This is a genomic window from Streptomyces sp. NPDC051286, assembly GCF_044455345.1.
Classification (GTDB): domain Bacteria; phylum Actinomycetota; class Actinomycetes; order Streptomycetales; family Streptomycetaceae; genus Streptomyces.
In genome coordinates, this window is record NZ_JBITER010000003.1 from 57013 (window position 1) to 83586 (window position 26574).

The following is a 26574-nucleotide window of genomic DNA, read 5'->3' on the forward strand; positions in this document are numbered from 1 at the left end:
GGTTCTTAGACGTCGAAAGGCTCGAAGTGTACGAGGGCGGTGCCGCCGCCCTCGTACACGACCGACACATCGGCCGCGACGGCCTGACTCGGCCTCTGATCGCCGAACTCGATGTGTGCGCAGGTGTCGCCCTTGCCTATGCGGAACTCCGAGTCGAGTACGGTGCCGGGGAACTCCGATTCCAGCCAGGCGTCCAGATCCTTACGGGTGATCCGGAAGCGGACGTCGTACTCCGTGTCCAGCCAGACGCGCGTCACACACTGCTGGTCGCGCGCTCCGGCCGGCAACGGGACCCCGGTGAATTCCATCGCCTCGTCGCAGGGGGCCTTCGACGTGGTCCCGAACGGATCGTCGCTCGTCAGGAAGCCGATGACGCACCACCCGATCCAGGCGACGAGGAGCGCGGGCAGTGCCAGAAGCACCAAGAGGGAGCGGAAACGGGCGGCCCTGCTGCATGTTCCGTGCATGACATCCCTCCCGGGGGCCCTCGCGGGTCCCCCTCCCCGGCAGGCGGGATCATGTCAGCCGACAGCTGATCGGACCAGCCGGGGGTTGCCATTCCCCGCCTGCGATGGGAGAGGATGGCGCCAACCGTACGAAGGGAAATTCACGGTGAGCATCGACCCGTCCTCGATTCCGAATTTCGGGGGCCAGCCCGAACCGCAGGCGGCAGGACCGGAGGGCCCCGTCGTCCCTGACCAGGACCTCGTCAAGCAGCTTCTCGACCAGATGGAGCTGAAGTACGTCGTCGACGACGAGGGTGACCTCGCGGCGCCGTGGGAGGACTTCCGCACGTACTTCATGTTCCGTGGCGAGGGCGAGCAGCAGGTCTTCTCGGTGCGTACGTTCTACGACCGCCCGCACCCCGCCGACCAGCGCCCGGTCCTCCTCGACGCGATCGACGACTGGAACCGCCGCACCCTGTGGCCCAAGGTCTACACCCACACCCACGAGGCCGAGGAGGGCGCCGAGGATACCGAGACCTCGGTCCGTCTGATCGGTGAGGCGCAGATGCTCATCGGTACGGGCGTCAGCCTGGAGCACTTCGTCTCGTCGACGGTCAGCTGGGTGCGGGCCTCGATCGAGTTCGACAAGTGGCTGCGGGAGCGTCTGGGTCTGGAGCCGGCCGACAAGGAGCCGGGCGACGGCTCGGACGCGCCGAGCGCCTGAGTACACAGCGGTTCACAGCGCCGACGGGACGGCGTCAGCGGATACGTCCCGTCGGCGAACGACAGCCCGGCCGGGCGGACGGTCACCACGACCGCCGTCCTCGGCCGGGTTTTTGTCAGGGCGTGCGCCGACGGCAGCCGGGAAAGCGGCTCGGACCCGAAGAGGCCGGAGCCGGACGGCAGGGGCCGTGCTCGATCCGTTCGAGTCCTGTCAGCTCTCATAGTGGTAGCGGCACTGCGCGATCAGGACGCTGTCCTCGGTGGCCTTGTAGATCAGTCGGTGCTCGTCGTTGATGCGGCGCGACCAGTAGCCCTGGAATCCGTGCTTGAGCGGTTCCGGTTTGCCGATCCCCTCGTTGCCGTTCCGGGCAACGTCCGCGATGAGCGTATTGATGCGCTTCACGATCTTCCGGTCCTGAAGCTGCCACCACAGGTAGTCCTCCCAGGCGCGGGAGGAGAAGGTGATCTTCATCCGCGTCCCTTATTCGTCGGCCACCAGCTCGCGTACGGTGCCGCCACCGTTCTCCAGCTCGTCGATGGACGCGAGCAGGCGCCGGGCGTTCGCCGGGCTGCGCAGCAGGTAGGCCGTCTCCTTCAGGGACTCGTAGTCCTCAAGGGAGACGATGACGACCGGCTCGTGTCCGGCCCGGGTGATGACGACCTCTTCGCGGTCGTCGGTGACGGAGTTGAGTACCTCGGCGTACCGTGCGCGCGACTCGGAGTACGTCATGGTCTTCACGATCAGCCCTCCTTTGACGTACAAGAAATTGTACGTCGCTCCCTGTGGTGCGACAACCGCCGGAATGACGGCCGCGATAGGGCTGCCTCCGGCGCGAAAGGTCCGGGCGAGTGAGGTACGGCGCTCTCCCGCTGACGACGGACCCGGGGCGGCCGGGGGCCTGTCCGGACCGGTCCCCCGGCCGTACCGTCGGCTCGGTGACACGGCACTGGCCGCCGTATCCAGACCGCACACGGGAAGGAGCCGTCCATGAGCGTCGACGCGATCATGCACACCGAGTTCCCCCAGGGACACACGGTTCTGTTCGGAGCTGACGGAAAGGTGATCACGACTCCGCAGAGCTTCGAGCACTCAAGCACGATCAAGTCGATGCAGTACGACACGGTCGTGTCCCTCGGGCGCCACGCGAAGACCGCCTCGGCGCACCCGGTCGGGGAGGGTGCACGAGCAAGCAGACGCACTGGCCGCCGTGAGCCATTGAGCCGGCCCTGGTGGGAAGAATGCGAACGGGCCGCACACGATGGGCTCGGGCTATCTCTACGTCCGGCGGCGGGAGTTCTTCTCCGCGTTCGACTCGCCCGATGTCTGGGCTCCGCCGGAGTCGGCTCAGGACGTGAGGCGTCGCAGGCGGCTGCTGGCCTCGTCGAGAACGTCGTCCTTCTTGCAGAAGGCGAAACGCACCTGGCTGCGGCCGGCGTCCGGGGCGTCGTAGAAGACGGAGTTGGGGATGGCGACGACGCCGCAGCGTTCGGGGAGTGCGCGGCAGAAAGCGTAGGCGTCCTTCTCGCCGAAGGGGGTGATGTCGGTGGTGATGAAGTACGTGCCTTGGGGCTGGTAGACCTCGAACCCAGCCGCGCGCAGGCCGTCGCCGAGCAGGTCGCGCTTGCGGCGGAGCTCGGTGCGGAAGTTGTCGAAGTAGGAGTCCGGCAGGCGCAGCGCCTCGGCGATCGCGTACTGGAAGGGGCCCGCGGAGACGTACGTCAGGTACTGCTTGGCTGCCCGGACGGCGGATACGAGCGGGCCGTTCGCCGTGACCCAGCCGACCTTCCATCCGGTGAAGGAGAAGGTCTTGCCCGACGAGCCGATGGTGACCGTGCGCTCGCGCATCCCGGGCAGCGCCGCGATGGGGCGGTGCGTGCCTTCGTAGACAAGGTGCTCGTACACCTCGTCGGTGACAACGAGCAGGTCGTGTTCGACGGCGAGTGTGGCGATGGCGGTCTGCTCTTCGGCGGTGAGGACCATGCCGGTCGGGTTGTGGGGGGTGTTGAGGAGCAGGATGCGGGTGCGCGGGGTGATCTTGGCGCGGAGTTCGTCCAGGTCGGGGCGGAAGGACGGGGCGCGCAGGGTGAGGGGGACGCGGGTCGCGCCAGCCATGGCGATGCAGGCGGCGTAGGAGTCGTAGAAAGGTTCGAAGGCGATGACCTCGTCACCAGGCTCCAGCAGCGCGAGCATCGCGGCGGCGATGGCCTCGGTGGCGCCGGCGGTGACCAGGACCTCGGTGTCAGGGTCGAAGGGGAGGCCGTAGAAGCGCTGCTGGTGTTCGGAGATGGCGGATCGCAGTTCAGGGATGCCCGGGCCGGGCGGGTACTGGTTGCCCTTCCCGTCCCGCAGGGCCCGTACGGCGGCCTCGCGGATCTCTTCGGGGCCGTCGGTGTCGGGGAAGCCCTGGCCGAGGTTGATGGAGCCGGTCCGCACGGCCAGCGCCGACATCTCCGCGAAGATCGTCGTGCCGAACTCGGCGAGGCGGCGGTTGAGCAGCGGTCGTCCCTGTGTCATGCCCGCCATCCTGGGCCGAAGCTCTGGAGTTGCTCAAGTCCGCTTTGGCTCTGCGGGTCCGAGGGCATCCCCCACTCACGCGATAAGCGGTGTGAAGCGGGTGACCTCGCTTCGGGGGGACGGAAGGGACGTGAGGTCGATGAGGATTTCTCCTGATGTGCTGATCGGGGTCGTGGCCGTCGGGTTCGTCGTGGTGCTGCTGCTGGCGGTGGCGGCCAACCGGAGGTCGGGCCGGGTGCGCAGCGGGCGGCGCCGCGCGGGCGGTGGCTCGGCCAGTGGTGCGGCCGCCGGTGGCGGCTGGTGGGCGGGCGGCGACGGCGGTGGTTCGTCCTGCGGAAGCGGCGGCCACTCCGGCGGACACGCGTGCGGCGGAGGCTCCTCGTGCGGCGGCGGTTCTTCGTGTGGTGGCGGGGGCGGATGCGGCGGAGGCAGCTGACACGGGGCAGCTGGTCCGCTTGGTGAAGGTGCCCGACGGGTGAACTCCCGCCGGGCACCTTTTTGTTGGGCCGCGCAGGGCGTGTGCGGTGAACAGTTGAACCGTGGGGCCCCCGAGGGGATGGAAACCGCGTCAAGTTGGGCAAAAACGCTGTGGACGCTGCGTACTTCGTGATTCCCTCGTTGGAGAGAACATTCAGCCCTCGGACCCCAGTTGGACCTGATCGGGCGTTCCCCACCTCCCACGTGCGTCGTTACGGGGGCGTCCCCTGTCCATGTGTCCATGCGTGTTTTGCGGAGCCGACCCATGCTCACGACCCTCCAGACGGCCTATTCCGACACCCGTGCTGCCGACCTGGCCTGGGCGCTGGGGCGTGAACCGCTCCCAGCCCTGGCCGTGCTCGACCTCGAGCTCGACGGGGCCCAACTGCAGCTGCGTCTGCTCGGCGCCTCCCACCAGGTGCTTCTCGAAGAGGACGGCGGTACGTGTTCCGAAACGGTCGCCTGTATCCCCGGCAGCTCCCCGCCGCTGCCGCTCGGCGTCGCCAAACGGCTCGGTGACTGGGAGTACGAATTCGCGGCGCGCGTCGAGACGCTCTCCGCGGGCTCCTTCGCCGGGCGTGCGCAGGAGCTCCTCGCGCTGGTGACCGACCATCCGCACGGCCTCGCAGGTACGTTCCCCGGCAGCCCGCACGCCTTCACCGCCATGCTCGCGCAGCGGTCGGAGGGCCAGGTCCGGTGGCGCACCTGGCACGCGTACCCGCAGGAGGGGCAGTTGGTGGTGACCCGCACCCGGGTGGGAGCGCGGATGCCGGTGACGGCGCCCTGAATCGCCTCAACTCGGTTGCGCGCACGGCACTTGCACCCTTGTGGGTGACAGGCGGCGACGCCATCGTGACGTAGCGTTCGCATCATGATCGACCAGCAGGTGCAGGTGTCGTTGCGAGGAGGTGCGCCGCGTCTTCCCGTACGACCGCAGACCGGTCGGTTCCTCGTGCTGGCCACAGTCTTCGTCTGCGCCGCCTGCGGGCTGGTCTACGAACTCGAACTGGTTGCCCTCGCCTCCTACTTGACCGGCGATTCCGTCACCCAGACATCCGTTGTGCTCTCCGTGATGGTCTTCGCGATGGGGGTCGGCTCGCTGCTCGCGAAACGTTTACGCAGCCATGCCGCCGTGGGTTTCGGGCTGATCGAGGCGGGTCTCGCACTGATCGGCGGCTGCTCGGCGCTCGTGCTCCACGCGTCGTTCGCGTGGATGGGGGAGTCACGTTTCGCGCTGGTCGGGTTCTCGCTCGCCATAGGCATCCTGATCGGCGCGGAGATCCCCCTGCTGATGACGCTGATCCAGCGCGTCGACCGGCAGGACGCGGGCGGGGCGGTCGCGGACCTGTTCGCCGCCGACTACGTGGGTGCGCTGGCCGGCGGGCTGGCGTTCCCCTTCTTCCTGCTGCCGGACCTCGGCCAGCTCACCGGGGCGCTGCTCACCGGCACGGTCAACGCGGCGGCGGGCGGGGCGCTGGTGCTGTGGGTGTTCCGGCGGGACCTGACCCGGTGGTCCCGGTGGCTGCTGATCGTCGCCAACGTGACGGTGATCGCCCTGCTGGCCGCCGCCACGGTGTTTGTCGGCGACTTCGAGCGGGTGGCCCGGCGCGCGGTGTACGGGGACGAGGTGCGGGTCGCCGTACAGACCGACGTGCAGGAGGTCGTCCTCACCGGGGCCGGTCGCGGTTCCCTGGACCTTTTCCTGGACGGGCGGCTGCGGGTCAGCGCCCGTGACGAGTACCGGTACCACGAGGCGCTGGTCCATCCGGCGATGAACGGGCGCCATGCCCGGGTGCTGATCCTGGGCGGCGGCGACGGCCTGGCCGCCCGCGAGGTGCTGCGCTACCCGGACGTACGGAGCGTCACGGTCGTCGAGCTGGACCGCGGCGTCACCCGACTGGCCCGTACCGACCCCGCACTCTCCGCGCTGAACGCGCACGCGTACCGCGATCCGCGGCTGACCGCCGTCACCGCGGACGCGTTCACCTGGCTGCGGGAGGCGTCGCACGGCGGCTACGACGTGGTGATCTCCGACCTGCCGGACCCCGGGATCACGGCGAGCACGAAGCTGTACTCGGCGGAGTTCTACGGTCTGGTCACCGAAGCCCTCGCGCCGGGCGGACGGCTGGTGGTGCACGCGGGCCCGCCCGTCGTCCGGCCCCGGACGTTCTGGACGGTCGAGGCGTCCATGAGAGCGGCCGGCCTGCGGACCCGCCCGTACCGCGTCAGCGGGCGTCTCTCCGGCTTCGCGGCGGGCCCGGACCGCACGACGGGCGCTGCGCAGGGCCGCCCCGACTGGGGCTTCGTCCTCGCCCGCCCGGGCGTGAGACCTCCGGCCCTTCACCTGCCGCCACGTCCGCCGAAACTCCGGTTCCTCACAGCAGGGGAACTGGCGCGGGCGGCCCGGTACGCGGAGGGCCGACGGCTGCGGGGTCAGGCGCCGTCGACGCTCGTGCATCCGCGGTACTGGGAGGAGCCGTGAGGGCGCGCGCGGGCACGTCCGGTCCGGAGGATCGGCGGCGTGTCGCCCCCCGGGGGAGATCCCGGCTCTTCCGGGTGCGGAAGCGCTGACGGGGCGGCCGTGCCTGAGTAGGCTCGGTTTCCATGGAGCATGAGGTGTTCGTTCCGGTTCCGGTCCCGTCCCTGCTGCGGACGCTGCGCGACTCCGCCCGTGTCGCGCGCTGCGTGCCGGGCCTCCAGCAGGACGCCGACGTGTCCGCAGGCCCGCTGGCCGGCCGGCTCAAGGTCCGGATCGGCGGCCACACGATCACATACCGCGGCACGCTGACCCCGACCGCGCTGCCGGACGAGGCAGGGGTTTCCGTCACCGGTGAGGGCGTGGAGGCGCGGGGCACCGGCTCGGCGAAGCTCGGCCTGACGATCCGCCTGACGGAGACGGACGGCGGTACGACGATCGGGTTCACGGGCACGGCGGGCGGCGAGGGCCGCATCGTGGAGCTGGAACCCGACGCGGCGCTGGCGGCGGCGTACCGGCTGCTGGACCGCTTCACGCAGCAGCTGGTGACCGAGACACTGGCGACGCACGGCGCGGGCGCCGAGCCCGAGGAGGCGGCGCCCGGCGGAGCGCCCGCCGCCTCCGCACCGTCCGACGAGGGACCGTCCGGCGAATCGCCGTCCGAGGAGACACCCTCCGTCGAGGCGCCGGCCGACGGCACGCCCCCTGCCGAGGCGCCCTCCGGCACCGGCCCGGTTTTCGAGGCGCCGGTGCCGCCGCCCTCGCTCGACGACTCCGCGGACATGGGGTTCCCCGTCCCCGAGGGCCCGCCCGCCGAGGCCGCGCACGCGCGCCGGACCATGATCGGGCGCAGCGCCGAGGAGGTCGACCACGCGCCGCCGCGCGGCCGGTACGCCCCCGTGCCGTCGCCCGAGTCGACCACCGCGGGCGCCACCCTGCGCTGGGTGGCCCCGGCGGCCGCCCTCGCGCTCGCCTCCGCGGTCGTCGTCGGCCGGGCGCTGCGGCGGCGGCGGAGGTAGCGGCGCCAGTAATGTCGTCGTGTGAGCAGGAGCGAGAAGGACGTCCGGCTGTCCGTCGGCGACACCGAATTGACCGTGGACCCCGCCAACGGCTGCCGCATCAGCAGCCTCCGGATCGGGGGCACCGAACTGCTGCGGCAGGGGGAGCGGTACGGCTGTTTCCCCATGGTGCCGTGGTGCGGGCGAACCGAGAACGGCCGGTTCTACAACGGCGATGTGCCCCATCAGCTGCCGCTGAACTCCCCGCCGCACGCCATTCACGGCACTGGCCGTGACACCGCGTGGCTCACGGCGAAGGAGGGTGGGACCGAGGCCGCGTTCTACTACGACCTGGCCGAGCCGTGGCCGTATCCGGGCCGGGTCACCCAGACCTTCGAACTGGCCGAGGATTCGCTCACGCTCGCGTTCGGCATCGAGACGTACGGCGACTCGTTCCCCGCACAGGCCGGCTGGCACCCCTGGTTCCTGCGCAACCTCGGAACCGGCGGCGACGACGTGCAGATCGGCTTCGACGCCGCCTGGCAGGAGGAGCGGGGCGAGAACCATCTGCCGACCGGCCGCCGGATCCCGCCGCTGCCCGGCCCGTGGGACGACTGCTTCGGGATGCCCGACGGGGTCGACGTGACGCTCACCTGGCCGCAGCAACTGGAACTGAAGGTGAAGAGCCGGACCGAGTGGGTCGTCGTCTACGACGAGCAGCACGAGGCGGTCTGTGTGGAACCGCAGTCGGGTCCGCCGAACGGACTGAACACCTCGCCGCGCTATGTCACCCCGATCGACCCGCTGGAGATCGTGGCGACCTGGAGCTGGCGCAGGCTCTGAGGTGGGCGGCCTTAAGCTCGTAGGCATGACTGACGTACACGCTGACCTGCTCCAGCAGATCAAGGACAAGGCCGTGGTGCACGGCAAGGTGACCCTTTCCTCGGGCCTTGAGGCCGACTGGTACATCGACCTGCGCCGCATCACGCTGGATGGCGAGGCTGCTCCGATGGTCGGTCAGGTCATGCTGGACGCGACCGCCGAGCTCGACTACGACTGCGTGGGCGGCCTGACCCTGGGCGCCGACCCGGTCGCCACGTCGATGCTGCACGCGGCCGCCGCGCGCGGGGAGCGGATGGACGCGTTCGTCGTCCGCAAGGCGCAGAAGGCGCACGGGATGCAGCGCCGGATCGAGGGCACGGACGTGAAGGGCCGCCGCTGCCTGGTGGTCGAGGACACCTCGACGACCGGCGGTTCGCCGCTGACGGCTGTGGAGGCGGTACGCGAGGCCGGTGGCGAGGTCGTCGCCGTCGCCACGATCGTGGAGCGGGGTGCGGCTCCGGCTATCGCCGAGGCGGGTCTCCCGTACGTCCACGCCTACACGGTGTCGGACCTCGGCCTGGCCTGATCACCGGCCTGACCTGCGTTGTTCTTCGAGGGCGGACGGTTTCACGTGAAACCGTCCGCCCTCGTCGTATGCCTCCTGCGGCCCGGCCCGAACGTTGGGGGAGTCCGCCAGGTGGAGCCGGAGCGAGAGTCTGGGAGGATGGGGGCGACGATGACGTCGCCCCCAGGTCAGGGAACCAGCACAGCACACCCGCACATCCCAAGGAGCGGACAGATGCCCATCGCAACCCCCGAGGTCTACGCTGAGATGCTCGACCGGGCGAAGGCTGGCAAGTTCGCCTACCCGGCCATCAATGTGACGTCGACCCAGACCCTGCACGCTGCACTGCGCGGCTTCGCGGAGGCGGAGAGCGACGGCATCGTCCAGATCTCCACCGGTGGGGCGGAGTTCCTGGGCGGCCAGCACAACAAGGACATGGTGACGGGCGCCGTTGCCCTCGCCGAGTTCGCGCACATCGTCGCCGCCAAGTACGACATCTCGGTCGCGCTGCACACCGATCACTGCCCCAAGGACAAGCTGGACGGCTACGTGCGTCCGCTGCTCGACATCTCCGCCGAGCGCGTCGCCAAGGGCCTGAACCCGCTGTTCCAGTCCCACATGTGGGACGGTTCGGCCGAGACCCTCAGCGACAACCTGGCCATCGGCCAGGAGCTGCTGGCCAAGGCCGCCGCCGCCAAGATCATTCTTGAGGTCGAGATCACCCCGACCGGTGGCGAGGAGGACGGCGTCACGCACGAGATCAACGACGAGCTGTACACCACCGTCGACGACGCGCTGCGTACCGCCGAGGCGCTCGGTCTGGGCGAGAAGGGTCGCTACCTGCTGGCCGCGTCCTTCGGCAACGTGCACGGCGTCTACAAGCCGGGCAACGTCGTGCTCCGTCCCGAGCTGCTGAAGGACCTCCAGGAGGGCGTCGGCGCCAAGTACGGCAAGTCCTCCCCGTTCGACTTCGTCTTCCACGGCGGCTCCGGCTCCACCGAGCAGGAGATCGCCACCGCGCTGGAGAACGGCGTCGTGAAGATGAACCTCGACACCGACACCCAGTACGCCTTCACCCGCCCGATCGTGGACCACGTGTTCCGCAACTACGACGGTGTGCTTAAGGTCGACGGCGAGGTCGGCAACAAGAAGGTCTACGACCCGCGCAGCTGGGGCAAGTCCGCCGAGGCGGGCATGGCCAAGCGCGTCACGGAGGCCTGCGCCAACCTGCGGTCCACCGGCACGAAGCTGAAGTAGCAGCAGGCACGAACAGCGGCCATGGGCCCGGTACTCCTTGGGGGTGCCGGGCCCATGGCACGTCCGCGAACGAGCAGAAGGAGTACTTGTGCAGGCGAGCGCACGCTATGACTTCGACACCGTCGTCGACCGCAGGGGCACCTGGTCTGTCCAGTGGGACGGAGTCGCCGACCGGTTCGGGGTCGACGGGCTCCTCCCGTTCACCATCTCCGACATGGACTTCGAGACCGCCCCGGAGGTGCTGACCGCGCTGCGGACCCGCCTCGACCACGGCGTCCTCGGCTACACCAGCTGGCAGCAGGACGACTTCCGGTCGGCGATAGCGCACTGGTACGGGACCCGGTACGGCACCGAGCTGGACACCGGCCGGCTGGTCTACGCCCCGTCGGTGCTCAGCCAGCTCTCGCAGCTTCTCCAGATGTGGACGGCCGAGGGCGACGGCGTCGTCGTCCACACCCCCACGTACGACGGTTTCCGCAAGGCGATCACCGGTCTCGGCCGGGAGCTGCGAGGCGTGCCGGTGGGCGACACGGAGGCGCTGGAGCGGGAGCTGGCGCGCCCCGACGCGAAGGTGCTGGTGCTGTGCTCGCCGCACAACCCGACCGGCCGGGTGTGGACGGAGCCGGAGCTCGTCGAGACGGCGGCGCTGGCGGCGCGCCACGGGGTCGCGGTGATCAGCGACGAGATCCACGCGGACTTCGTGCACGAGGGCCGTCGGCATGTGCCGTGGGCGCGCGTGGCGGGCGCGGGCGGGGGCCGCTGGGCGGTGATCTCGTCCGCTTCGAAGTCCTTCAACTTCCCGGCGCTGACCGGCTCGTACGGCATCATCGGCGACCCGACGGACCGGACGGAGTTCCTGCGGCGCATGGAGACGGCCGAGGGGCTCGCCTCTCCGGCGGTCCTGTCGCTGACCGCGCACATAGCCGCGTACCGGGAGGGCGGGGAGTGGCTGGACGCGGTCCGGGCGTACGTCCGCGACAACCTGGCACGGGTCGCGGAACGCCTGAACACGGCCTTTCCCGAACTGTCCTGGGAACCGCCGCAGGCCGGGTACCTGGCGTGGATCGACTTGCGCCCGCTGGGTGTGGACGACGAGGCGCTGCAGCGGGCGCTGATCGAACGCGAGAAGGTCGCGATCATGCCGGGCGAGGTGTACGGCGCGGAGGGCTTCCTGCGTCTGAACGTGGGCTGCCCGCGCAGCAAGGTGGAGGCCGGCGTCGAGGCGCTGATCAGGGCGCTGGGGGCGGTGCGCTGATCCTGGCGGTGCGGGCGCAGGGCGCCCTGTCCGGCAGGTGCGCGCCCAGGACTGGCCACCTCCCCCCGGACCGGGGATGCTGCTCGCATGGGCGAGACACCTGCCGGTCAGATCCGTGCCGCCTCCGCACCCGGGCGCTGGGTCGTTCTGACCACCGTCCTCGGGTCCGCCATGGCCATGGTCGACTCCACCGTCGTCAATGTCGCCCTGCCCCGCATCGGCAAGGACCTCGGCACCGATCTCGCCGCTCTCCAGTGGACCGTCAACGCCTACCTGCTGACCCTTGCCGGGCTGATCCTGCTCGGTGGGGCGCTCGGGGACCGGTACGGGCGCAAGCGGGTGTTCGTCGTGGGGGTGGTGTGGTTCGCCACCGCCTCGCTGCTGTGCGGCGTCGCGCCGAATGCTGTCGTGCTGATTGCGGCCCGGGCTCTTCAAGGGGTGGGCGGGGCGCTCCTCACGCCCGGGTCGCTGGCGTTGATCCAGGCCAGTTTTCACCCGGACGACCGGGCGCGCGCGGTCGGGCTGTGGTCCGGCTTCGGCGGGGTGGGGGCCGCGATCGGGCCGTTCGTCGGGGGGTGGCTCGTCGACGGGCCGGGGTGGCGGTGGGTGTTTCTGATCAATGCGCCGGTCGCCGCGATCTGTGTGCCGGTCGCGCTGCGGCACGTACCGGAGTCGCGGGACCCGCAGGCGCACGGGCGCTTCGATGTTCTGGGGGCCGTGCTCGGCGCGCTGACTCTGGCCCTGGTGACGTACGCGTTGATCGAGGCTCCCAGGCAGGGGGCGTCTGCTGCTGTGATCGGGGCGGCCGTGGGCGGAGTGCTGCTCGGAGTGGCGTTCGTGCAGGTGGAGCGGCGGCGGGCGAACCCCATGCTGCCGCCGTCGGTGTTCGAGTCCCGCCAGTTCACCGCCGTCAATATCGTCACGCTCTGCGTGTACGCGGCGCTCGGCGGTTATTTCTTCCTTGCCGCAATTCAGCTCCAGGTCGTGGCCGGGTACTCCGCCCTCGGCGCCGGAACCGCGCTCCTTCCGACCACGGTTCTGATGCTGCTCTTCTCCGCTTCGTCGGGTGAGCTGGGGCAGCGCATCGGCCCCCGTATCCCGCTCACTGTCGGGCCGCTGCTCGCCGCCGCCGGGATGCTGCTCATGCTGCGGGTGGGGCCCGGCGACGCCACCGTCTCCGCGTACGTACAGCACGTGCTGCCTGCCGTCGCCGTGCTCGGCCTCGGCCTGGTCACCCTGGTGGCGCCGCTCACCGCGACGGTCCTCGCCTCCGTCGACACCGCGCGCGCCGGGCTGGCCAGCGGGATCAACAACGCCGCCGCCCGCGCCGCCGGCCTGATCGCCGTGGCCGCACTGCCGCTGCTCGCCGGTATGGGGCCGGAGGCGTACCGCGACGCCGCTGAGTTCGCCGCGACCTTCCGGCGGGCCATGCCGATGTGTGCCGGGCTCATGGTGCTGGGCGCGGTGATCGCCTGGGCGACCGTACGGACACCGCCCGCGGCCCGGAAGAGCAAGGCGCGTCCCGAATGCACCGTGCACTGCGGTTTCGCGGCACCTCCCCTGGAGCCCGCGCGGGACGAGAACGAGGACCCGGGCCGGGCCTGACCGCTCGGGGGCGCCCGGGCTACCCCCGACGCGCATGTGCCAGGCACACTTGAACCCATGTCCATCCACGAGAACCTGCTCGGGGGGCCTCCCCCGACCCACCTGCCCGACGACCCGGAGCCGCGCGAGCTGCTCGCGAACGGCACCGCCCCCGCCGACGTCGCCGCGAAGTACCCGACCTCCTCGCTGGCCTGGGCGCAGCTCGCCGACGAGGCGTTCGAGGGCGGCCGCGTCATCGAGTCGTACGCCTACGCCCGCACCGGCTACCACCGCGGGCTCGACGCGCTCCGCAGGGCCGGCTGGAAGGGCCACGGGCCCGTACCGTTCGAGCACGAACCGAACCGCGGTTTCCTGCGCGCCCTGCACGCCCTGGCGCGCGCCGCGCAGGCGATCGGTGAGCAGGAGGAGTACGAGCGCTGCTCGGCGTTCCTCCGCGACTCGTCGCCGACCGCCGCCGAGATCCTGGGATAGCAGGCGCATACGCCCTGTTCACGGCCTCGCAGGCGTATCGCCGTCTGCGGGGCCTGCGCCGTTCGCGGGGCTCCGCTTAAGATGCGGACAGGGGACCGGAGCTCCACCACCTCACGGAAGGGGCGGACCGCTACCCGGAAGCTCGTGTCGAGGAGACAGCGATGTCGACGATCCACCCCGACCCCGAAGCCACCGGTGCGGACACCCCGCACCTGGACTTCGCGGGCACGACTCCGTACGAGGACTATGTCCAGGCGGATGTCCTGACCCACCTTCAGCACCTTCGCTCCGACGATCCGGGCGAGATGGTCTTCCTGGTCACCACCCAGGTCATGGAGCTGTGGTTCACGGTCATCGTCCATGAGTGGGAGACCGCGGCGCACGCCCTGCGCGAGGACCGGCTGCCGGTCGCACGCGATGCGCTGAAGCGGTCGGTACGGGAACTCGAGGCGCTCAACGCGTCCTGGACGCCGCTCGCCCAGCTCACCCCCGCCCAGTTCAACTCCTACCGTGGCGCACTCGGCGAGGGCTCCGGCTTCCAGTCGGCGATGTACCGGCGGATGGAGTTCCTGCTCGGCGACAAGTCCGCGTCCATGCTCGTACCGCACCGGGGTGCACCCCGCGTCCACGCCGAACTCGAGAAGGCGCTCGCCGAACCGGGTCTGTACGACGAGGTGCTCGCCCTGCTCGCCCGGCGCGGGCACGCCGTACCGCAGGCCGTGCTCGGCCGGGACCTGACGCAGAAGTACGAGCCGTCCCCCGAGGTCGAGTCCGTCTGGGCGGAGATCTACGCCGATCCCGAGCGGCACGACGAGCTGGTCCGGCTCGGCGAGGCGCTCACCGACGTCGGTGAACTGGTGTGGCGCTGGCGCAACGACCACCTCATCGCCACCCGGCGCGCGATGGGCTCGAAGACCGGCACCGGCGGCTCCGCCGGGGTCGCGTGGCTGGAGAAACGCGCCACGAAGAACGTGTTCCCCGAGCTCTGGACGGCGCGCAGCCATGTCTGAGACCTTCGCCGCACGGGCCGCGGCACTCGACGCCGCCGACGAACTCGCCGATCTTCGGAAGCTGTTCACCCTCGACGACACCGTCTATCTCGACGGCAACTCGCTGGGGGCGCTGCCCCGGCACGTACCCGCCCGGATGCAGGAGGTCCTCACCCGCGAGTGGGGTGAACTGCGCATCCGGTCCTGGGACGAGAGCGGCTGGTGGACCGCGCCCGAGCGGATCGGCGACCGGATCGCCCCGCTCGTCGGGGCCGCCGCCGGCCAGATCGTGGTGGGCGATTCGACGAGCGTGAACGTCTTCAAGGCGGTCGTCGCCGCGAGCAGGCTGGCGCCGGAGGGACGCGACGAGATCCTGGTCGACGCGACGACGTTTCCCACGGACGGCTACATCGCCGAGTCCGCCGCCCGGATGACCGGGCACCAGCTCGTCCCCGTCGCTCCGGCGGACGTGCCGGGTGCGGTCGGTCCGCGTACCGCGGTCGTCCTGCTCAACCACGTCGACTTCCGTACCGGCCGGCTGCACGACCTGCCCGGTCTCACCGCCGCCGTGCACGCGGCGGGCGGGCTCGCGGTCTGGGACCTGTGCCACAGCGCGGGCGCGCTGCCGGTCGGGCTCGACGAGCACGGGGTGGACCTGGCGGTCGGCTGCACGTACAAGTACCTCAACGGCGGGCCCGGTTCGCCCGCCTATCTGTACGTCGCCGAGCGGCACCAGGCGGCCTTCGACTCGCCGCTGCCGGGGTGGACCTCGCACGCCGACCCGTTCGCGATGGCGCCGGGCTACGCTCCGGCGGACGGTTCTGTGCGTGGCCGGGTCGGGACCCCTGACATTCTGTCCATGCTGGCGCTCGAAGCGGCGCTGGACGTGTGGGACGGGGTGCCGGTCGAGGCGGTACGGGCCAAGTCGCTGGCGCTGACGGACTTCTTCCTGGAGTGCGTCGGGGCGTATGTGCCGGAGGGTGTGGTCGTCCCGGTCACCCCGGGGGCGCACGGGGAGCGCGGCAGCCAGGTGTCGTTGCGGTGTGTGGACCCGGCGGTCGCCGAGCCGGCGATGCGTGCGCTCATCGCCCGGGGCGTGGTCGGGGATCTGCGGCGGCCGGATGTGCTGCGGTTCGGGTTCACGCCGTTGTACGTGGGGTTCGCGGATGTGGAGCGGGCTGCGCGGGTGCTGGGTGAGGTGGTGAGCGGGCCGCTCGGCGGGGTGTGACGCCTGCCGCGTCCCCACGGTCAATCCCCGTGGGGGCGCGGTGCCCCGTGCTGATACCGTCCCCGCTGGTCAGGCCAGTTGGGCACCTCTGTCGGATGGTTGGAGCAGCATGTCGGATTCCGCCGCGCGTGATCGGGACGCAGTCGAGATCGAGTCGGCGTTCTCGCATCCGGCTGTCGCCCCCGACGCCACCGCCGCCTACGGCGACCACCCCGACCAGGTGATCGACTTCTACGCCCCGCGGGACGGGCGGGCCGGGGCGCCGGTCGTGGTCCTCCTGCACGGCGGTGCGTGGCGGGCGCCGTACGACCGGCAGCATGTGTCGCCGCTCGCGGACTTCCTGGCCCGGCGCGGGTTCGCCGTCGCCAATGTCGAGTACCGGCGCGGCAGCGAGATCCCGCAGCAGCGCGGTTCCGGTCCGGTCGCGGGCCGTTGGCCCGAGACGTTCGACGACGTCGCCGCGGCGATGGACGCGTTGCCCGCACTGCTGGCCCGTGAACTGCCGGAGGCCGATGCGCGGCGGATTGTCGTCACCGGTCACTCCGCGGGCGGTCACCTGGCGTTGTGGGCAGCGGCCCGGCACGTGCTCCCGGAAGGGTCGCCGTGGCGGCTGCCCGCGGCGCCGCCGCTGCGCGGCGTTGTCGCCCTGGCGCCGATCGCCGACTTCACCACGGCGGTGGAGCTGGATGTCTGCTCCGGTGCGGTGGGTCAACTGCTCGGAACGGAAGAGGACTTCGCGGCCAGGAGCCCGTTCGCCGACCCGGCTGTGCTGCTGCCGACGGGAATCGCCACGGCGCTGGTGCAGGGGCGCACCGACCTCACGGTGCCGCAGGCGGTCGCGGAGGCGTTCGTCGATGCGGCGGCGAAGGCGGGCGAGACGGTGGGGCTGACGCTGCTGGAGGATGTCGGGCACTTCCCGTTGATCGATCCGGCGGCGGATGCGTGTGCGGTGGTGGCGGAGGAGATTGCGCAGCTGGCGTGGTGACCGGTGGTCCCGGGGCCGTCCGGTGGCGGCGGTCCCAGCCGCGACCGGTCCGCCCGGGTGGGTCCGAGTAGTCCTTGCGACGGACGCCGCAGGATCCGTATCACTGCTGACGACGTCCCGCACCGGGCCGCCTAACGTGAGGGCGTGACCGAGACCACCAAGAACAGAAGTCCCGAGTTCCGGCTGGCCGCAGGGGCGATAGGCGGCCTGCGGCAGGACCTCTTCCATGATGCGTTCGCCTACCGCTCGCTGCCGCCGATGCGGACCGGCCGGGCGACCCGGCTGCTGTCCGAGGGGATGCGCGCGCGGGCCAGGTGGACGCCACACGCGCTGGTCGGGCTGGCCGCGCTGATCACGGTCCTCATCGGCCTCGCCAGGGCGGACGGCGCCGGGACCTGGTCCGGGATCGAGATCATCATGACCGGGCTGCTTCCGGCGGTACCCGTCGTGATGACCCTGGTTCGGCCGGTCGGCGCGTTCTGGATGTCGATGGCGCTCACTCCGGTGTCAGCCACCTTCGGCGACGAGGGCTGGCCGTGGGTGCCGAGCATGTTCCTCGCCCATCTGGTGGTGCTCGTCGTGGTCGCCGCCCGGACCCGGCCCCGTACCGCGGCCTGGATGTGGGTTCTGACCGTGTTGCTCGGCTTCGTCATGGCGAACATCGGCGGGCACCCCTTCCCGACCACCGCGCCCATGGCCGTGACCTCCGCGTTCGCGCTGCTCGTGGTGACCGTCGTGCAGACCCGCCGGGAAGCGGAGCGCGAGGTGACCGTGCAGCGCACCGTCACCGCCGTGGAACGCGACCGGCGCACGCTGCTGGAGGAGCGCACCACCATCGCCCGTGAGCTGCACGACGTGGTCGCCCACCACATGTCGGTCGTCGCGATCCAGGCCGAGGCGGCCCCGTACCGGGTGGAGAACCCGCCCCCCGAGCTGGAGCAGGCCTTCCTCACGATCCGGGAGAACGCCGTCGCCGCCCTCACCGAACTGCGCCGGGTTCTCGGTGTCGTACGGGCCGAGGACTACCAGGCACCGGACGCGCCCCAGCCCACCCTCGCCGAACTTGACGGACTGCTCGCCAACGTGGCCGAGGCCGGCCTGGTGGCCGAGAAGACGATCACCGGCGCGGCACGTGAACTGCCGCAGGGCGTCGAGCTGTCGGCGTACCGGATCATCCAGGAAGCCCTGAGCAACACGCTGCGGCATGCCCCGGGCGCCACGGCCAAGGTCGAGATCGGCTATGTGCTGGGCGGGCTCGGGCTGCGAGTCGTCAACGGTCCGCCGACCGGTCCGGTGAAACCGTCGCAGGGCGCCGGGCACGGGATCACGGGGATGCGGGAACGGGTCGCGATGCTGAACGGCGAGATGACCGCCGAGCCGGCCGCGGACGGCGGTTACGAGATCACCGTGTTCATCCCCGTACCCCTGGCCCAGGTACCGGCGCAGAGCGAGACCTCATGAACGACATACGTGTCCTGATCGTCGACGACCAGATGATGGTCCGCGAGGGTTTCTCAGTGCTCCTGGGCGCGATGCCGGGCATCGAGGTCGTCGGCGAGGCGGTCGACGGCCGGCAGGCCATCGCCCAGGCCGCGGCGCTCCGGCCCGACGTGGTCCTGATGGACATCCGGATGCCAGAGCTCAACGGCATCGAGGCGACCCGCGAGATCGTCGCCAACGACGCGGCTGCCAAGGTGCTGGTGCTGACCACATTCGACCTCGACGAGTACGTGTACCAGGCGCTGCGTGCCGGGGCGTCCGGCTTCCTGCTGAAGGACGCCTCCGCGCGCCAGCTCGCCGATGGTGTACGGGTGGTGGCGGCCGGGGAAGCGCTTCTGGCGCCGACCGTCACCAAGCGGCTGATCACCGAGTTCTCGCGGCTCGCCGGAGCCCCGCGGTCACCCACGCCGGCTCAGATCGGCGATCTGACGGAGCGCGAGACGGAGGTGCTCGTCCTCATCGCGCAGGGGCTGTCGAACGCAGAGATCGCCTCGCATCTGGTGGTCGCCGAGTCCACCATCAAGACGCACGTGAGCCGGATCCTGGTGAAGCTCGGGCTGCGGGACCGCACGCAGGCCGCGGTGTTCGCGTACGAGGCCCGCCTGGTCACCCCCTCCTGACCGTCCTGCTCCCCTTGAGGGCCGCCCGTGACCAAACGGCCTCCCCACGGCAGGGAGTGGGCTCCCGGCGCCCTGCCGTGGCCGTAAACCGACCGGTCCGGATAGCGTCGGACCATGCACCACTCTCCGCAGCCCGCCGCCACCGCTTCGTTCGACCCCTGGTCACCGGCGTTCGTCGCCGACCCGTACCCCGCGTACGCCGCGCTGCGGGCCGGCGGCCGGGTGCACCGGTTCGAGCCCACGAACCAGTGGCTCGTTCCGCACTACGCCGATGTGTCCGCGCTGCTGCGGGACCGGCGCCTGGGCCGGACGTATCTGCACCGCTTCACGCACGAGGAGTTCGGCCGTACGCCGCCGCCCGCCGCGCACGAGCCCTTCACCACCCTCAACGGGCAGGGGATCCTCGACCTGGAGGCTCCCGACCACACCCGGATCCGGCGCCTGGTCTCGAAGGCGTTCACCCCGCGTACGGTCGAGCAGCTCGTCCCGACGGTGCGGCGGCTCGCCGCCGAGCTGGTCGACAGCTTTGTGGAGGCGGGCGGCGGCGACCTGCTCGCCGCGGTCGCCGAACCGCTGCCCGTCGCCGTCATCGCCGAGATGCTCGGCATCCCCGAGTCCGACCGCGGGCTGTTGCGGCCCTGGTCGGCGGCGATCTGCGGAATGTTCGAACTGAACCCGTCCGAGGAGACCGCGAGCGCCGCCGTCCGCGCCTCGGTGGACTTCTCCGCGTACCTGCGGGAGCTGATCGCGGAGCGCCGCAAGAACCCTGGTACGGATCTGATCTCCGCGCTCATCGCCGCGCACGACGAAGGGGAGCGGCTCAGCGAGCAGGAGATGATCTCCACGTGTGTGCTGCTGCTGAACGCGGGCCACGAGGCGACGGTCAACACCACCGTGAACGGCTGGTGGACGCTGCTGCGTCACCCCGAGCAGCTGGCGGCCCTCCGCGCCGACCACGGGCTGCTGCCCACGGCCGTGGAGGAGTTGATGCGGTACGACACTCCGTTGCAGATGTTCGAGCGCTGGGTCCTCGACGACATCGAGATCGACGGCACGGTCATTCCGCGCGGCTCCGAGGTGGCCCTGCTCTTCGGCTCCGCCAACCGCGACCCGGCGCGCTTCGCGGACCCGGACGCGCTGGACCTGTCCCGGCAGGAGAACCCGCACATCACCTTCGGTGCGGGCATCCACTTCTGTCTGGGTGCGCCACTTGCCCGGGTCGAACTCGCTGCGTCCTTCGGTGAGTTGCTGCGCCGGGTGCCCCGGATGCGGCTGGCGGCCGAGCCGGAGTGGAACCCGGGCTACGTGATCAGGGGCCTGAAGGAGCTGCGCGTGGAGCTGTGACCGGAAGCGTTCCTCTCAGCACCCCGGTCCGCAGAGCGGCTGCGGGCAGGCGGTGCCCTCGATCTTCCCCATCGCTCAGGGCCATGGGGGACCGCCGGACGGGCTTGAGCACCCAGTCCGTCCGGCGATCGGGGAGCAGGAACGGTCAGCCGGTCACCCCTGCACGTCCCGCCTCCGGAGCGCTCCCAGTCCCGCCGCCACCAGGACCGCCGCGCCCGCCGTGAGCCACAGCGCCGGCGGCCACTGCATCTCCGTGCCCGGCAGCTTCGGCAGGTGGCTGAACGGTGACAGGTTCATCACCGGCTGCGGCATGTTCACCGCCGGCCCGATCCACCCCAGTGCCAGGCAGATCCCGACGACGCCCCACGAGGCCACCGCTGCCTTCGGGAGCGCGCCGTACAGCAGGACGGCGAGTCCTCCGAGCAGCCAGACGGCGGGCAGCTGCGCCAGCGACGCGCCCAGTACGGCCGGGAGTTCGTGGCCGTAGCCGGCGGCCAGGCCGAGGCCGCCGACCGCCATGATCAGTGCCGCGCCGCCGAAGGCGATGACCAGGTGTCCGGCCGCCCAGCCGATCCGGCTCACCCCGCCCGCCAGCACGGGTTCGGCGCGCCCCGCGGTTTCCTCGCCGTGCAGCCGCAGCACCGACGCGACGATGTACAGCGCGGCCACCATCCCCAGCATCCCGACCATCGCGGCGAGGAACGCGTCGGTCAGACCGGCCTGTCCGCCCATCCGCTCGAAGATTTCCTTCGTCTTCTCGTTGGTGCCGACGAGGTCTGCCGCCCCCTCGGTGAGCCCGCCGAAGACGGCGCCGGCCGCGGCGAACGACAGCGTCCACCCGATCAGAGCGCCGCGCTGCAGCCGCAGTGCCAGCCCGAACGCCGTGGAGATCCGCCCTGTCGCGGGTCCGGGGCGGGGCGGCAGGAAGCTCATGCCGATATCGCGCCGCCCGGCCAGGGTGTACGCGATCCCGCCCTGGATCAGCACTGCCGCGCCGATCACCAGCAGCACCCACCACCGTTCGTCGGCGTAGGCCCGGACGTTCTCCGCCCAGCCGATCGGCGAGAGCCAGTTCAGTACGGATGAGGCGTCGTCCGTCGACGAGTCGCCCGCCGCCTTCAGGACGAACGCGGCGCCGATCACCGCCGCCGTCAGCCCCTTCGCGAGCCGTGCACTCTCCGTGAGCTGGGCGGCGATCGCCGCGGTGCAGGCGAACAGCGCCCCGATTCCGGCGACCGTCAGGGCGAGCGCCACCGCCCCGGCGCCGCCCGCTCCGGACCCGGCCATCCCGGCGGCGATCATCAGGGCGAGCGCGGTGTTGGCGACGAACGCGGCGAGGAGGGCGGAGGTCAGCGGGGCGCGGCGCCCCACCATTGCGGAGGAGAGCATTTCCTGGCGGCCGGTCTCCTCCTCCTCGCGGGTGTGCCGGATGACGATGATCAGGCTCATCACGGCTGCCATCGCGGCGCCGAAGCCGGCCAGGCGCCAGGTGACGAGCCCGCCGACGGAGTCGTCGAAGACGGGTCCGTACACCGCGCGCAGCGAACTGTTGCCGTTCATCGATGCGGCGAGTTCGGCGCGCTGGGCCGCGGTGTCGTACAGCGAGGAGAAGGACTTCCCGACGGAGGAGAACGATCCGCCGAGCACGATCACCCAGATCGGCATCATGATCCGGTCGCGTCGCAGCGCGAGCCTGAGCAGGGTTCCGGTGCCGGTGAGCTGCCCGCCCCGGGCGGGGCGTCCGGCACGGGTCGCGGGCACGGTCACGGCAGTCATCGCGCCGTCACCCCCGCGCGTTCGCCGGTGTCCGCGGCGTAGTGCCGCAGGAAGAGTTCCTCCAGCGTGGGCGGGGTGCTGGTCAGTGACCGTACGCCGGACGCGGTCAGCGACCTGAGGACGGCGTCGAGCTTGTCCGTGTCGACCTGGAGCGTGACCCGCATGCCCTGGATGTCGATGCCGTGCACGCCGGGCAGGTGCGCGAGCCCGTTGGGCGCGCCGGCCAGTTCGGCGGTGATGCTCGTGCGGGTCAGGTGCCGCATGTCCGCCAGGGAACCGGTCTCCACCGTGCGTCCCTGCCGGATGATGCTCACCCGGTCGCAGAGCGCCTCGACCTCGCTGAGGATGTGGCTGGAGAGCAGGATCGTCCGTCCGCGCTCGCGCTCCTCGGCGACGCAGCTCTGGAAGACCTCTTCCATGAGCGGGTCGAGCCCGCTGGTCGGCTCGTCGAGGATCAGCAGATCCACGTCGGAGGCGAACGCGGCGACGAGGGCGACCTTCTGCCGGTTGCCCTTGGAGTAGGTTCGCCCCTTTTTGGTGGGGTCGAGTTCGTACCGCTCGATGAGGTCGGCCCGGCGGGCCGGGTCGAGGCCTCCGCGCAGCCGGCCGTACAGGTCGATCACCTCGCCGCCGGAGAGGTTGCGCCACAGGGTGACGTCACCAGGGACGTATGCCACCCGCCGGTGCAGCTCGACCGCGTCGTTCCAGGGGTCCCGGCCGAGCAACTGGACAGCGCCGGAGTCGGCCCGCAGCAGGCCCAGCAGGACCCGGATGGTGGTGGACTTCCCGGAACCGTTGGGCCCGAGGAAGCCGTGAACCTCGCCGGTCTCGACCGCGAGGTCGAGGCCGTCCAGCGCGTGTGTCCGCCCGAACGACTTGTGCAGTCCGGCCACGGCGATTGCCTTCGTCATGTTTCTGAACGTACGCTATTTTCACAAAGTTGTGAAGTTAAGGAACTGTATAAAGTCGGGGGTGCGTCGGGGCCGGGGAACCCGCACGAAAATCAGGGGAGACGATGAGACGATGAGCAGCGAAACCGGCGCGGACGGGCGTGAGCGCGGGCCGGAGCCCGAGCGCGACGAGGAGGCCGTGTCGCGGTTCGTGGAGCGCTTCGCGGCCGAGATGACCGAGGCGGGCATGCAGCGGATGGCGTCCCGCGTCTTCGCGGCGCTGCTCGCGGACGACGACGGCTCCATGACCTCGGCGGAACTCAGCGAGCAGCTTCGGATCAGCCCGGCCGCGGTCTCCGGGGCGATCAACTACCTCACGCAGGTCAGCATGGTCGGCCGCGAACGCGACCCGGGCTCGCGCAGGGACCGCTACCGCCTGCACAACGAGATCTGGTACGCCACCTTCACCAGCCGCGACCGGGTCATGACCCGCTGGGAGCACACCCTCAAGGAGGGCGCTCAGACCCTCGGCCCGGACACGCCCGCCGGTGCGCGGCTCGCGGAGACTGCGGAGTTCTTCGAGTTCCTGCAGGCGGAACTGGCCGGCGTGATGGACCGCTGGCGCGACCGCCGCAAGCAGTTGGGCCTCCCGGAACGAAAGAGCTGAGGGCTGTCGCGCAGTCCCCGGCGGATCGGCGCCTGGCGTCGGATGCGGTGCATCACAGGGCGGAGGCGCGGCATCGTACCCGGCGTATTCGGGTGTTCCGGCAACGCGGCGAGGCGCCGCAGCTCTCGCTGTGCGCCCTCCGGGGAATACGGGACAGCCCTCGGACAGGAGGCCCGGGACACCGGGTCCTGGGCCTCGGCTCGGAACGGGCTCAGGTCAGCGGGTGCGACGTCCGGCCGGACGCCTGGTCGATCTCGTCGTGCGCCTTGGTCAGCAGGTTCATGGCGAGTTCGTTCAGTGCTCTGGCACCCGCGATCTCCTCGCCGACCCTCGGCTGTTGGGCGTCGGAGGGGTGGCGGCTGGCGTATCCGTGCGCACGTACCTCGTTCCCGTCGGGAAGCCGTACGAGCGCGGCGGCGCGGGTGCGGTGGTCGTCTTCCTCGAATTCCAGATCGACGTGCCATCCGACAGCGGTTTTCATCATGGCGAACACCTCCAGGACCTGCTACCAGGGTGCGCCTCTTTCCGCGCCCGCGCTCGGTGTGCTGGGGGCCGGTCGCGTGCAGGTCGCGGCAGGTGCGACACGTCCCCTGAACCCTCACGTGCGCGCCCCCGCCGCGGGGATCATGCGTTCTGCGCCGCCACCGGCAGCATCAGCCCCCACGCGCCCGCCCGCACCGTCCACGTCCGCGTCCGCACTGGGCCGCCGACCTGTATGTCCGCCCGGTAGCGGAAGTCCGCGCCGGAGACCGTGACCGCCTTCGCCTCCGCGGTCACCGGTTCGCCGGCCGTCGTCCGGACCACCACGTCCGCCAGGCCCCCCTCACCGCACTGCGGGCTCACCGTCACCGATTCGACCGGCCGGTCCAGATCGTTCAGCAGCAACCCGTCCACCTCGACCCGCAGCCGATGGGTGCGGGGCGGGACGGGCGTGGCCGGCGACGGGGCGGGGCGGACCAGGGTCCGTACGAGAGAGCGGCAGGTGTCCCAGACCGCCGTGACGCCCGTGTGCGCCGCCGCCGTCCCCGGTACCGCGGACAGGGCGGGGATGCGCAGGGCGCCCAGGACGACACCGTCGCTGTCGTCGACCAGCAGGTCGAGCCGGCGCACCACCCCGTCCAGTGCCGCGCGTGCCGCGGCCACCGCGCCCAGGGGCACGCCGAGCGAATGCGCGAGTTCCAGCGCGGCCGCGGCACCCACCGGGACCAGTGAGAGCGCTGCACCGGCCAGCTCCCGTTCCCGGTGCAGGAGGGTCACGGCGCGCAGCAGCGACCGGTCGTCGCCGACGACCACCGGCCGCCTGGTGCCCCGGCGGGACAAGGCCCGCGCGAACTCCTCCGGACTGTCCGGGAGGCAGATCTTGGCGTGCGAACCGGCGCTCAGCACGTCCTTCGCGATCCGGACGGACTCGCCGTCGGTCCGGCGGGCGACCGGGTCGATGACCACCAGCAGCTGGTGCGTACCGTTGCCGGGGGGCTGGGCAGCCGACACCTCGGTCCTTCCTCGGGTAGCATCTTGGTGCAAGAGCCCCTTGCGCTATTGCGCCAGGGGCTTCGTCTATTCCGGGGCAACCGGTTCGACGGTTCAGGCTTCGTCGTACATCGTCGTACGGCATGTACGGCGTTGACGTACGCCCCCTGACCTTGGACATGCCCCGCCCGGAAGGGGTGTACGCCTGTGCCCGCACTTGTGCTGCTCGGTGCTCAGTGGGGTGACGAGGGCAAGGGAAAGGCCACCGACCTCCTCGGTGGATCCGTGGACTATGTGGTGCGTTACCAAGGCGGCAACAATGCCGGCCACACGGTGGTCGTCGGCGACCAGAAGTACGCACTTCATCTCCTCCCCTCCGGAATCCTTTCGCCGGGGTGTACCCCGGTCATCGGTAACGGTGTCGTCGTCGACCCGGCGGTCCTGCTCTCCGAGCTGAGTGGGCTCAACGAGCGCGGCGTGGACACGTCCAAGCTGCTGATCAGCGGCAACGCTCATTTGATCACTCCGTACAACGTCACCGTCGACAAGGTGACGGAACGGTTCCTCGGGAAGCGGAAGATCGGCACGACCGGCCGCGGCATCGGCCCGACGTACGCCGACAAGATCAACCGTGTGGGCATCCGCGTCCAGGACCTGTACGACGAGTCGATCCTGGAGCAGAAGGTCGAGGCGGCCCTGGAGCAGAAGAACCAGCTCCTCGCCAAGGTCTTCAACCGCCGTGCCATCGAGTCCGGCAAGATCGTCGAGGAGATGCTCCAGTACGCGGAGCAGATCAAGCCGTACGTCGCCGACACGACGCTGGTCCTCAACGACGCCATCGACGCGGGCAAGGTCGTCCTCTTCGAGGGCGGTCAGGGCACGCTGCTCGATGTCGACCACGGCACGTACCCCTTCGTCACCTCGTCGAACCCGACCTCGGGCGGCGCCTGCACCGGATCCGGTGTGGGCCCGACGAAGATCAGCCGGGTCATCGGCATCCTCAAGGCATACACCACGCGCGTCGGCGCCGGTCCGTTCCCGACGGAGCTGCTGGACGAGGACGGCGAGGCGCTGCGCCGGATCGGTGGCGAGCGCGGTGTCACCACCGGCCGCGACCGCCGCTGCGGCTGGTTCGACGCGGTGATCGCACGGTACGCGACCCGGGTCAACGGTCTCACCGACTTCTTCCTCACCAAGCTGGACGTGCTGACCGGCTGGGAGCAGATCCCGGTGTGCGTCGCGTACGAGATCGACGGCAAGCGCGTCGAGGAGCTCCCGTACAGCCAGACCGACTTCCACCACGCGAAGCCGGTCTACGAGATGCTGCCGGGCTGGTCCGAGGACATCACGAAGGCCAAGACCTTCGCTGATCTGCCGAAGAACGCGCAGGCGTACGTGAAGGCGCTGGAGGACATGTCCGGCGCCCCGATCTCCGCGATCGGTGTCGGCCCCGGCCGCACCGAGACCATCGAGATCAACTCCTTCCTGTAGGACG

27 protein-coding genes are annotated in these 26574 nt (G+C 70.8%); 19 read left to right on the top strand and 8 right to left on the bottom strand.

Annotation, left to right across the window (positions count from 1 at the left end; genetic code table 11):
* Positions 1-5 precede the first annotated feature (5 nt).
* A complete protein-coding gene (locus ACIBB8_RS04900) occupies positions 6-467 on the bottom strand; it encodes a hypothetical protein (RefSeq protein WP_398949008.1) in 462 nt (153 codons plus the stop codon).
* Between the two features lie 145 nt (positions 468-612).
* Between ACIBB8_RS04900 and ACIBB8_RS04905 the strand changes: the two genes are divergently transcribed.
* Complete coding sequence (locus ACIBB8_RS04905; protein ID WP_398949009.1) at positions 613-1170, top strand: YbjN domain-containing protein; 558 nt, start codon at positions 613-615, stop codon at positions 1168-1170.
* A 210-nt stretch (positions 1171-1380) separates the two neighbouring features.
* Here ACIBB8_RS04905 and ACIBB8_RS04910 read toward each other — a convergent pair whose 3' ends face one another.
* From ACIBB8_RS04910 to ACIBB8_RS04920, 3 genes are all read right to left on the bottom strand, one after another.
* Positions 1381-1641, bottom strand: a complete 261-nt coding sequence (locus ACIBB8_RS04910) for a Txe/YoeB family addiction module toxin (RefSeq protein ID WP_398949010.1) — start codon at positions 1639-1641, stop codon at positions 1381-1383.
* Between the two features lie 9 nt (positions 1642-1650).
* Positions 1651-1908 carry a type II toxin-antitoxin system Phd/YefM family antitoxin gene (locus ACIBB8_RS04915; protein ID WP_398949011.1) on the bottom strand — a complete coding sequence of 86 codons (258 nt, stop codon included), beginning with the start codon at positions 1906-1908 and terminating at the stop codon, positions 1651-1653.
* A 606-nt stretch (positions 1909-2514) separates the two neighbouring features.
* A complete protein-coding gene (locus ACIBB8_RS04920; protein WP_398949012.1) occupies positions 2515-3684 on the bottom strand; it encodes a pyridoxal phosphate-dependent aminotransferase in 1170 nt (389 codons plus the stop codon).
* A gap of 139 nt (positions 3685-3823) precedes the next feature.
* On the opposite strand from ACIBB8_RS04920, the gene ACIBB8_RS04925 reads away from it, so the two are divergent.
* The 16 genes from ACIBB8_RS04925 (at position 3824) to ACIBB8_RS05000 (ending at position 20276) form a co-directional block, all read left to right on the top strand.
* The gene (locus ACIBB8_RS04925; protein ID WP_398949013.1) at positions 3824-4120 is read left to right on the top strand and encodes a hypothetical protein; all 297 of its coding nucleotides are present in this window, start codon (positions 3824-3826) and stop codon (positions 4118-4120) included.
* Positions 4121-4426: 306 nt separating this feature from the next.
* Positions 4427-4948: a DUF2617 family protein gene (locus ACIBB8_RS04930; protein WP_398949014.1), complete on the top strand. Its 522-nt coding sequence runs from the start codon at positions 4427-4429 to the stop codon at positions 4946-4948.
* 84 nt (positions 4949-5032) lie between these two features.
* The gene (locus tag ACIBB8_RS04935; protein ID WP_398949016.1) at positions 5033-6643 is read left to right on the top strand and encodes a polyamine aminopropyltransferase; all 1611 of its coding nucleotides are present in this window, start codon (positions 5033-5035) and stop codon (positions 6641-6643) included.
* Positions 6644-6765: 122 nt separating this feature from the next.
* Positions 6766-7656 carry an SRPBCC domain-containing protein gene (locus tag ACIBB8_RS04940; RefSeq protein ID WP_398949018.1) on the top strand — a complete coding sequence of 297 codons (891 nt, stop codon included), beginning with the start codon at positions 6766-6768 and terminating at the stop codon, positions 7654-7656.
* A gap of 21 nt (positions 7657-7677) precedes the next feature.
* Positions 7678-8478, top strand: coding sequence for an aldose 1-epimerase (locus ACIBB8_RS04945; protein WP_398949019.1), 801 nt, complete (start codon positions 7678-7680; stop codon positions 8476-8478).
* 25 nt (positions 8479-8503) lie between these two features.
* Positions 8504-9043, top strand: coding sequence for an orotate phosphoribosyltransferase (gene pyrE, locus ACIBB8_RS04950; protein WP_358857035.1), 540 nt, complete (start codon positions 8504-8506; stop codon positions 9041-9043).
* A gap of 213 nt (positions 9044-9256) precedes the next feature.
* Complete coding sequence (gene fbaA / locus ACIBB8_RS04955; RefSeq protein ID WP_398949021.1) at positions 9257-10279, top strand: class II fructose-bisphosphate aldolase; 1023 nt, start codon at positions 9257-9259, stop codon at positions 10277-10279.
* Between the two features lie 88 nt (positions 10280-10367).
* Positions 10368-11534 (top strand): MalY/PatB family protein, encoded by a 1167-nt coding sequence (locus ACIBB8_RS04960; RefSeq protein ID WP_398949022.1) that lies wholly within the window; start codon positions 10368-10370, stop codon positions 11532-11534.
* An 87-nt stretch (positions 11535-11621) separates the two neighbouring features.
* The gene (locus ACIBB8_RS04965) at positions 11622-13139 is read left to right on the top strand and encodes a DHA2 family efflux MFS transporter permease subunit (RefSeq protein WP_398949023.1); all 1518 of its coding nucleotides are present in this window, start codon (positions 11622-11624) and stop codon (positions 13137-13139) included.
* Positions 13140-13196: 57 nt separating this feature from the next.
* Positions 13197-13610: a DUF3151 domain-containing protein gene (locus ACIBB8_RS04970; RefSeq protein WP_398949024.1), complete on the top strand. Its 414-nt coding sequence runs from the start codon at positions 13197-13199 to the stop codon at positions 13608-13610.
* 161 nt (positions 13611-13771) lie between these two features.
* Positions 13772-14620 carry a tryptophan 2,3-dioxygenase family protein gene (locus tag ACIBB8_RS04975; protein ID WP_398949025.1) on the top strand — a complete coding sequence of 283 codons (849 nt, stop codon included), beginning with the start codon at positions 13772-13774 and terminating at the stop codon, positions 14618-14620.
* Positions 14613-15827 (top strand): kynureninase, encoded by a 1215-nt coding sequence (gene kynU, locus ACIBB8_RS04980; RefSeq protein WP_398949026.1) that lies wholly within the window; start codon positions 14613-14615, stop codon positions 15825-15827. Before ACIBB8_RS04975 ends, kynU begins: the two co-directional genes overlap by 8 nt.
* 109 nt (positions 15828-15936) lie before the next feature.
* The gene (locus ACIBB8_RS04985) at positions 15937-16812 is read left to right on the top strand and encodes an alpha/beta hydrolase family protein (RefSeq protein WP_398949027.1); all 876 of its coding nucleotides are present in this window, start codon (positions 15937-15939) and stop codon (positions 16810-16812) included.
* A gap of 144 nt (positions 16813-16956) precedes the next feature.
* Entirely contained in the window at positions 16957-18273 is a 1317-nt protein-coding gene (locus ACIBB8_RS04990) for a sensor histidine kinase (RefSeq protein ID WP_398949028.1), read from the top strand.
* The gene (locus tag ACIBB8_RS04995) at positions 18270-18932 is read left to right on the top strand and encodes a response regulator transcription factor (protein WP_366693978.1); all 663 of its coding nucleotides are present in this window, start codon (positions 18270-18272) and stop codon (positions 18930-18932) included. The genes ACIBB8_RS04990 and ACIBB8_RS04995 overlap by 4 nt, the downstream gene beginning before the upstream one ends.
* Before the next feature lie 114 nt (positions 18933-19046).
* The gene (locus tag ACIBB8_RS05000; RefSeq protein ID WP_398949029.1) at positions 19047-20276 is read left to right on the top strand and encodes a cytochrome P450; all 1230 of its coding nucleotides are present in this window, start codon (positions 19047-19049) and stop codon (positions 20274-20276) included.
* 153 nt (positions 20277-20429) lie between these two features.
* On the opposite strand, the gene ACIBB8_RS05005 is transcribed toward ACIBB8_RS05000, so the two are convergent.
* Complete coding sequence (locus ACIBB8_RS05005) at positions 20430-22052, bottom strand: ABC transporter permease (protein WP_398949030.1); 1623 nt, start codon at positions 22050-22052, stop codon at positions 20430-20432.
* A complete protein-coding gene (locus tag ACIBB8_RS05010; protein WP_398949031.1) occupies positions 22049-22963 on the bottom strand; it encodes an ATP-binding cassette domain-containing protein in 915 nt (304 codons plus the stop codon). The genes ACIBB8_RS05005 and ACIBB8_RS05010 overlap by 4 nt, the downstream gene beginning before the upstream one ends.
* Before the next feature lie 112 nt (positions 22964-23075).
* Here ACIBB8_RS05010 and ACIBB8_RS05015 point away from each other — a divergent pair, with 112 nt between their 5' ends.
* On the top strand, positions 23076-23609 hold the full coding sequence (locus tag ACIBB8_RS05015) for a GbsR/MarR family transcriptional regulator (RefSeq protein ID WP_398949032.1): 534 nt from the start codon (positions 23076-23078) through the stop codon (positions 23607-23609).
* 211 nt (positions 23610-23820) lie between these two features.
* Here the strand turns inward: ACIBB8_RS05015 and ACIBB8_RS05020 are convergent, their stop codons facing one another.
* Positions 23821-24093, bottom strand: coding sequence for a DUF1876 domain-containing protein (locus ACIBB8_RS05020; protein ID WP_398949033.1), 273 nt, complete (start codon positions 24091-24093; stop codon positions 23821-23823).
* A gap of 140 nt (positions 24094-24233) precedes the next feature.
* Complete coding sequence (locus ACIBB8_RS05025; protein WP_398949034.1) at positions 24234-25100, bottom strand: diacylglycerol kinase; 867 nt, start codon at positions 25098-25100, stop codon at positions 24234-24236.
* A gap of 186 nt (positions 25101-25286) precedes the next feature.
* Between ACIBB8_RS05025 and ACIBB8_RS05030 the strand changes: the two genes are divergently transcribed.
* Positions 25287-26570 carry an adenylosuccinate synthase gene (locus tag ACIBB8_RS05030; protein ID WP_398949035.1) on the top strand — a complete coding sequence of 428 codons (1284 nt, stop codon included), beginning with the start codon at positions 25287-25289 and terminating at the stop codon, positions 26568-26570.
* Positions 26571-26574: the final 4 nt, after the last annotated feature.

What these genes read in the sequence shown, in the direction of transcription:
- ACIBB8_RS04925 (WP_398949013.1), top strand. Translation starts at nt 3,824, where the DNA reads ATGAGGATTTCTCCTGATGTGCTGATCGGGGTCGTGGCCGTCGGGTTC.
- ACIBB8_RS04940 (WP_398949018.1), top strand. Translation starts at nt 6,766, where the DNA reads ATGGAGCATGAGGTGTTCGTTCCGGTTCCGGTCCCGTCCCTGCTGCGG.
- ACIBB8_RS05010 (WP_398949031.1), bottom strand. Translation starts at nt 22,963, where the DNA reads ATGACGAAGGCAATCGCCGTGGCCGGACTGCACAAGTCGTTCGGGCGG.
- pyrE (WP_358857035.1), top strand. Translation starts at nt 8,504, where the DNA reads ATGACTGACGTACACGCTGACCTGCTCCAGCAGATCAAGGACAAGGCC.
- ACIBB8_RS04910 (WP_398949010.1), bottom strand. Translation starts at nt 1,641, where the DNA reads ATGAAGATCACCTTCTCCTCCCGCGCCTGGGAGGACTACCTGTGGTGG.
- ACIBB8_RS05020 (WP_398949033.1), bottom strand. Translation starts at nt 24,093, where the DNA reads ATGATGAAAACCGCTGTCGGATGGCACGTCGATCTGGAATTCGAGGAA.
- ACIBB8_RS04975 (WP_398949025.1), top strand. Translation starts at nt 13,772, where the DNA reads ATGTCGACGATCCACCCCGACCCCGAAGCCACCGGTGCGGACACCCCG.
- ACIBB8_RS04965 (WP_398949023.1), top strand. Translation starts at nt 11,622, where the DNA reads ATGGGCGAGACACCTGCCGGTCAGATCCGTGCCGCCTCCGCACCCGGG.
- ACIBB8_RS05015 (WP_398949032.1), top strand. Translation starts at nt 23,076, where the DNA reads ATGAGCAGCGAAACCGGCGCGGACGGGCGTGAGCGCGGGCCGGAGCCC.
- ACIBB8_RS04920 (WP_398949012.1), bottom strand. Translation starts at nt 3,684, where the DNA reads ATGACACAGGGACGACCGCTGCTCAACCGCCGCCTCGCCGAGTTCGGC.
- kynU (WP_398949026.1), top strand. Translation starts at nt 14,613, where the DNA reads ATGTCTGAGACCTTCGCCGCACGGGCCGCGGCACTCGACGCCGCCGAC.
- ACIBB8_RS04985 (WP_398949027.1), top strand. Translation starts at nt 15,937, where the DNA reads ATGTCGGATTCCGCCGCGCGTGATCGGGACGCAGTCGAGATCGAGTCG.
- ACIBB8_RS04930 (WP_398949014.1), top strand. Translation starts at nt 4,427, where the DNA reads ATGCTCACGACCCTCCAGACGGCCTATTCCGACACCCGTGCTGCCGAC.
- ACIBB8_RS05005 (WP_398949030.1), bottom strand. Translation starts at nt 22,052, where the DNA reads ATGACTGCCGTGACCGTGCCCGCGACCCGTGCCGGACGCCCCGCCCGG.
- ACIBB8_RS04995 (WP_366693978.1), top strand. Translation starts at nt 18,270, where the DNA reads ATGAACGACATACGTGTCCTGATCGTCGACGACCAGATGATGGTCCGC.
- fbaA (WP_398949021.1), top strand. Translation starts at nt 9,257, where the DNA reads ATGCCCATCGCAACCCCCGAGGTCTACGCTGAGATGCTCGACCGGGCG.
- ACIBB8_RS04935 (WP_398949016.1), top strand. Translation starts at nt 5,033, where the DNA reads ATGATCGACCAGCAGGTGCAGGTGTCGTTGCGAGGAGGTGCGCCGCGT.
- ACIBB8_RS04970 (WP_398949024.1), top strand. Translation starts at nt 13,197, where the DNA reads ATGTCCATCCACGAGAACCTGCTCGGGGGGCCTCCCCCGACCCACCTG.
- ACIBB8_RS05000 (WP_398949029.1), top strand. Translation starts at nt 19,047, where the DNA reads ATGCACCACTCTCCGCAGCCCGCCGCCACCGCTTCGTTCGACCCCTGG.
- ACIBB8_RS04900 (WP_398949008.1), bottom strand. Translation starts at nt 467, where the DNA reads ATGCACGGAACATGCAGCAGGGCCGCCCGTTTCCGCTCCCTCTTGGTG.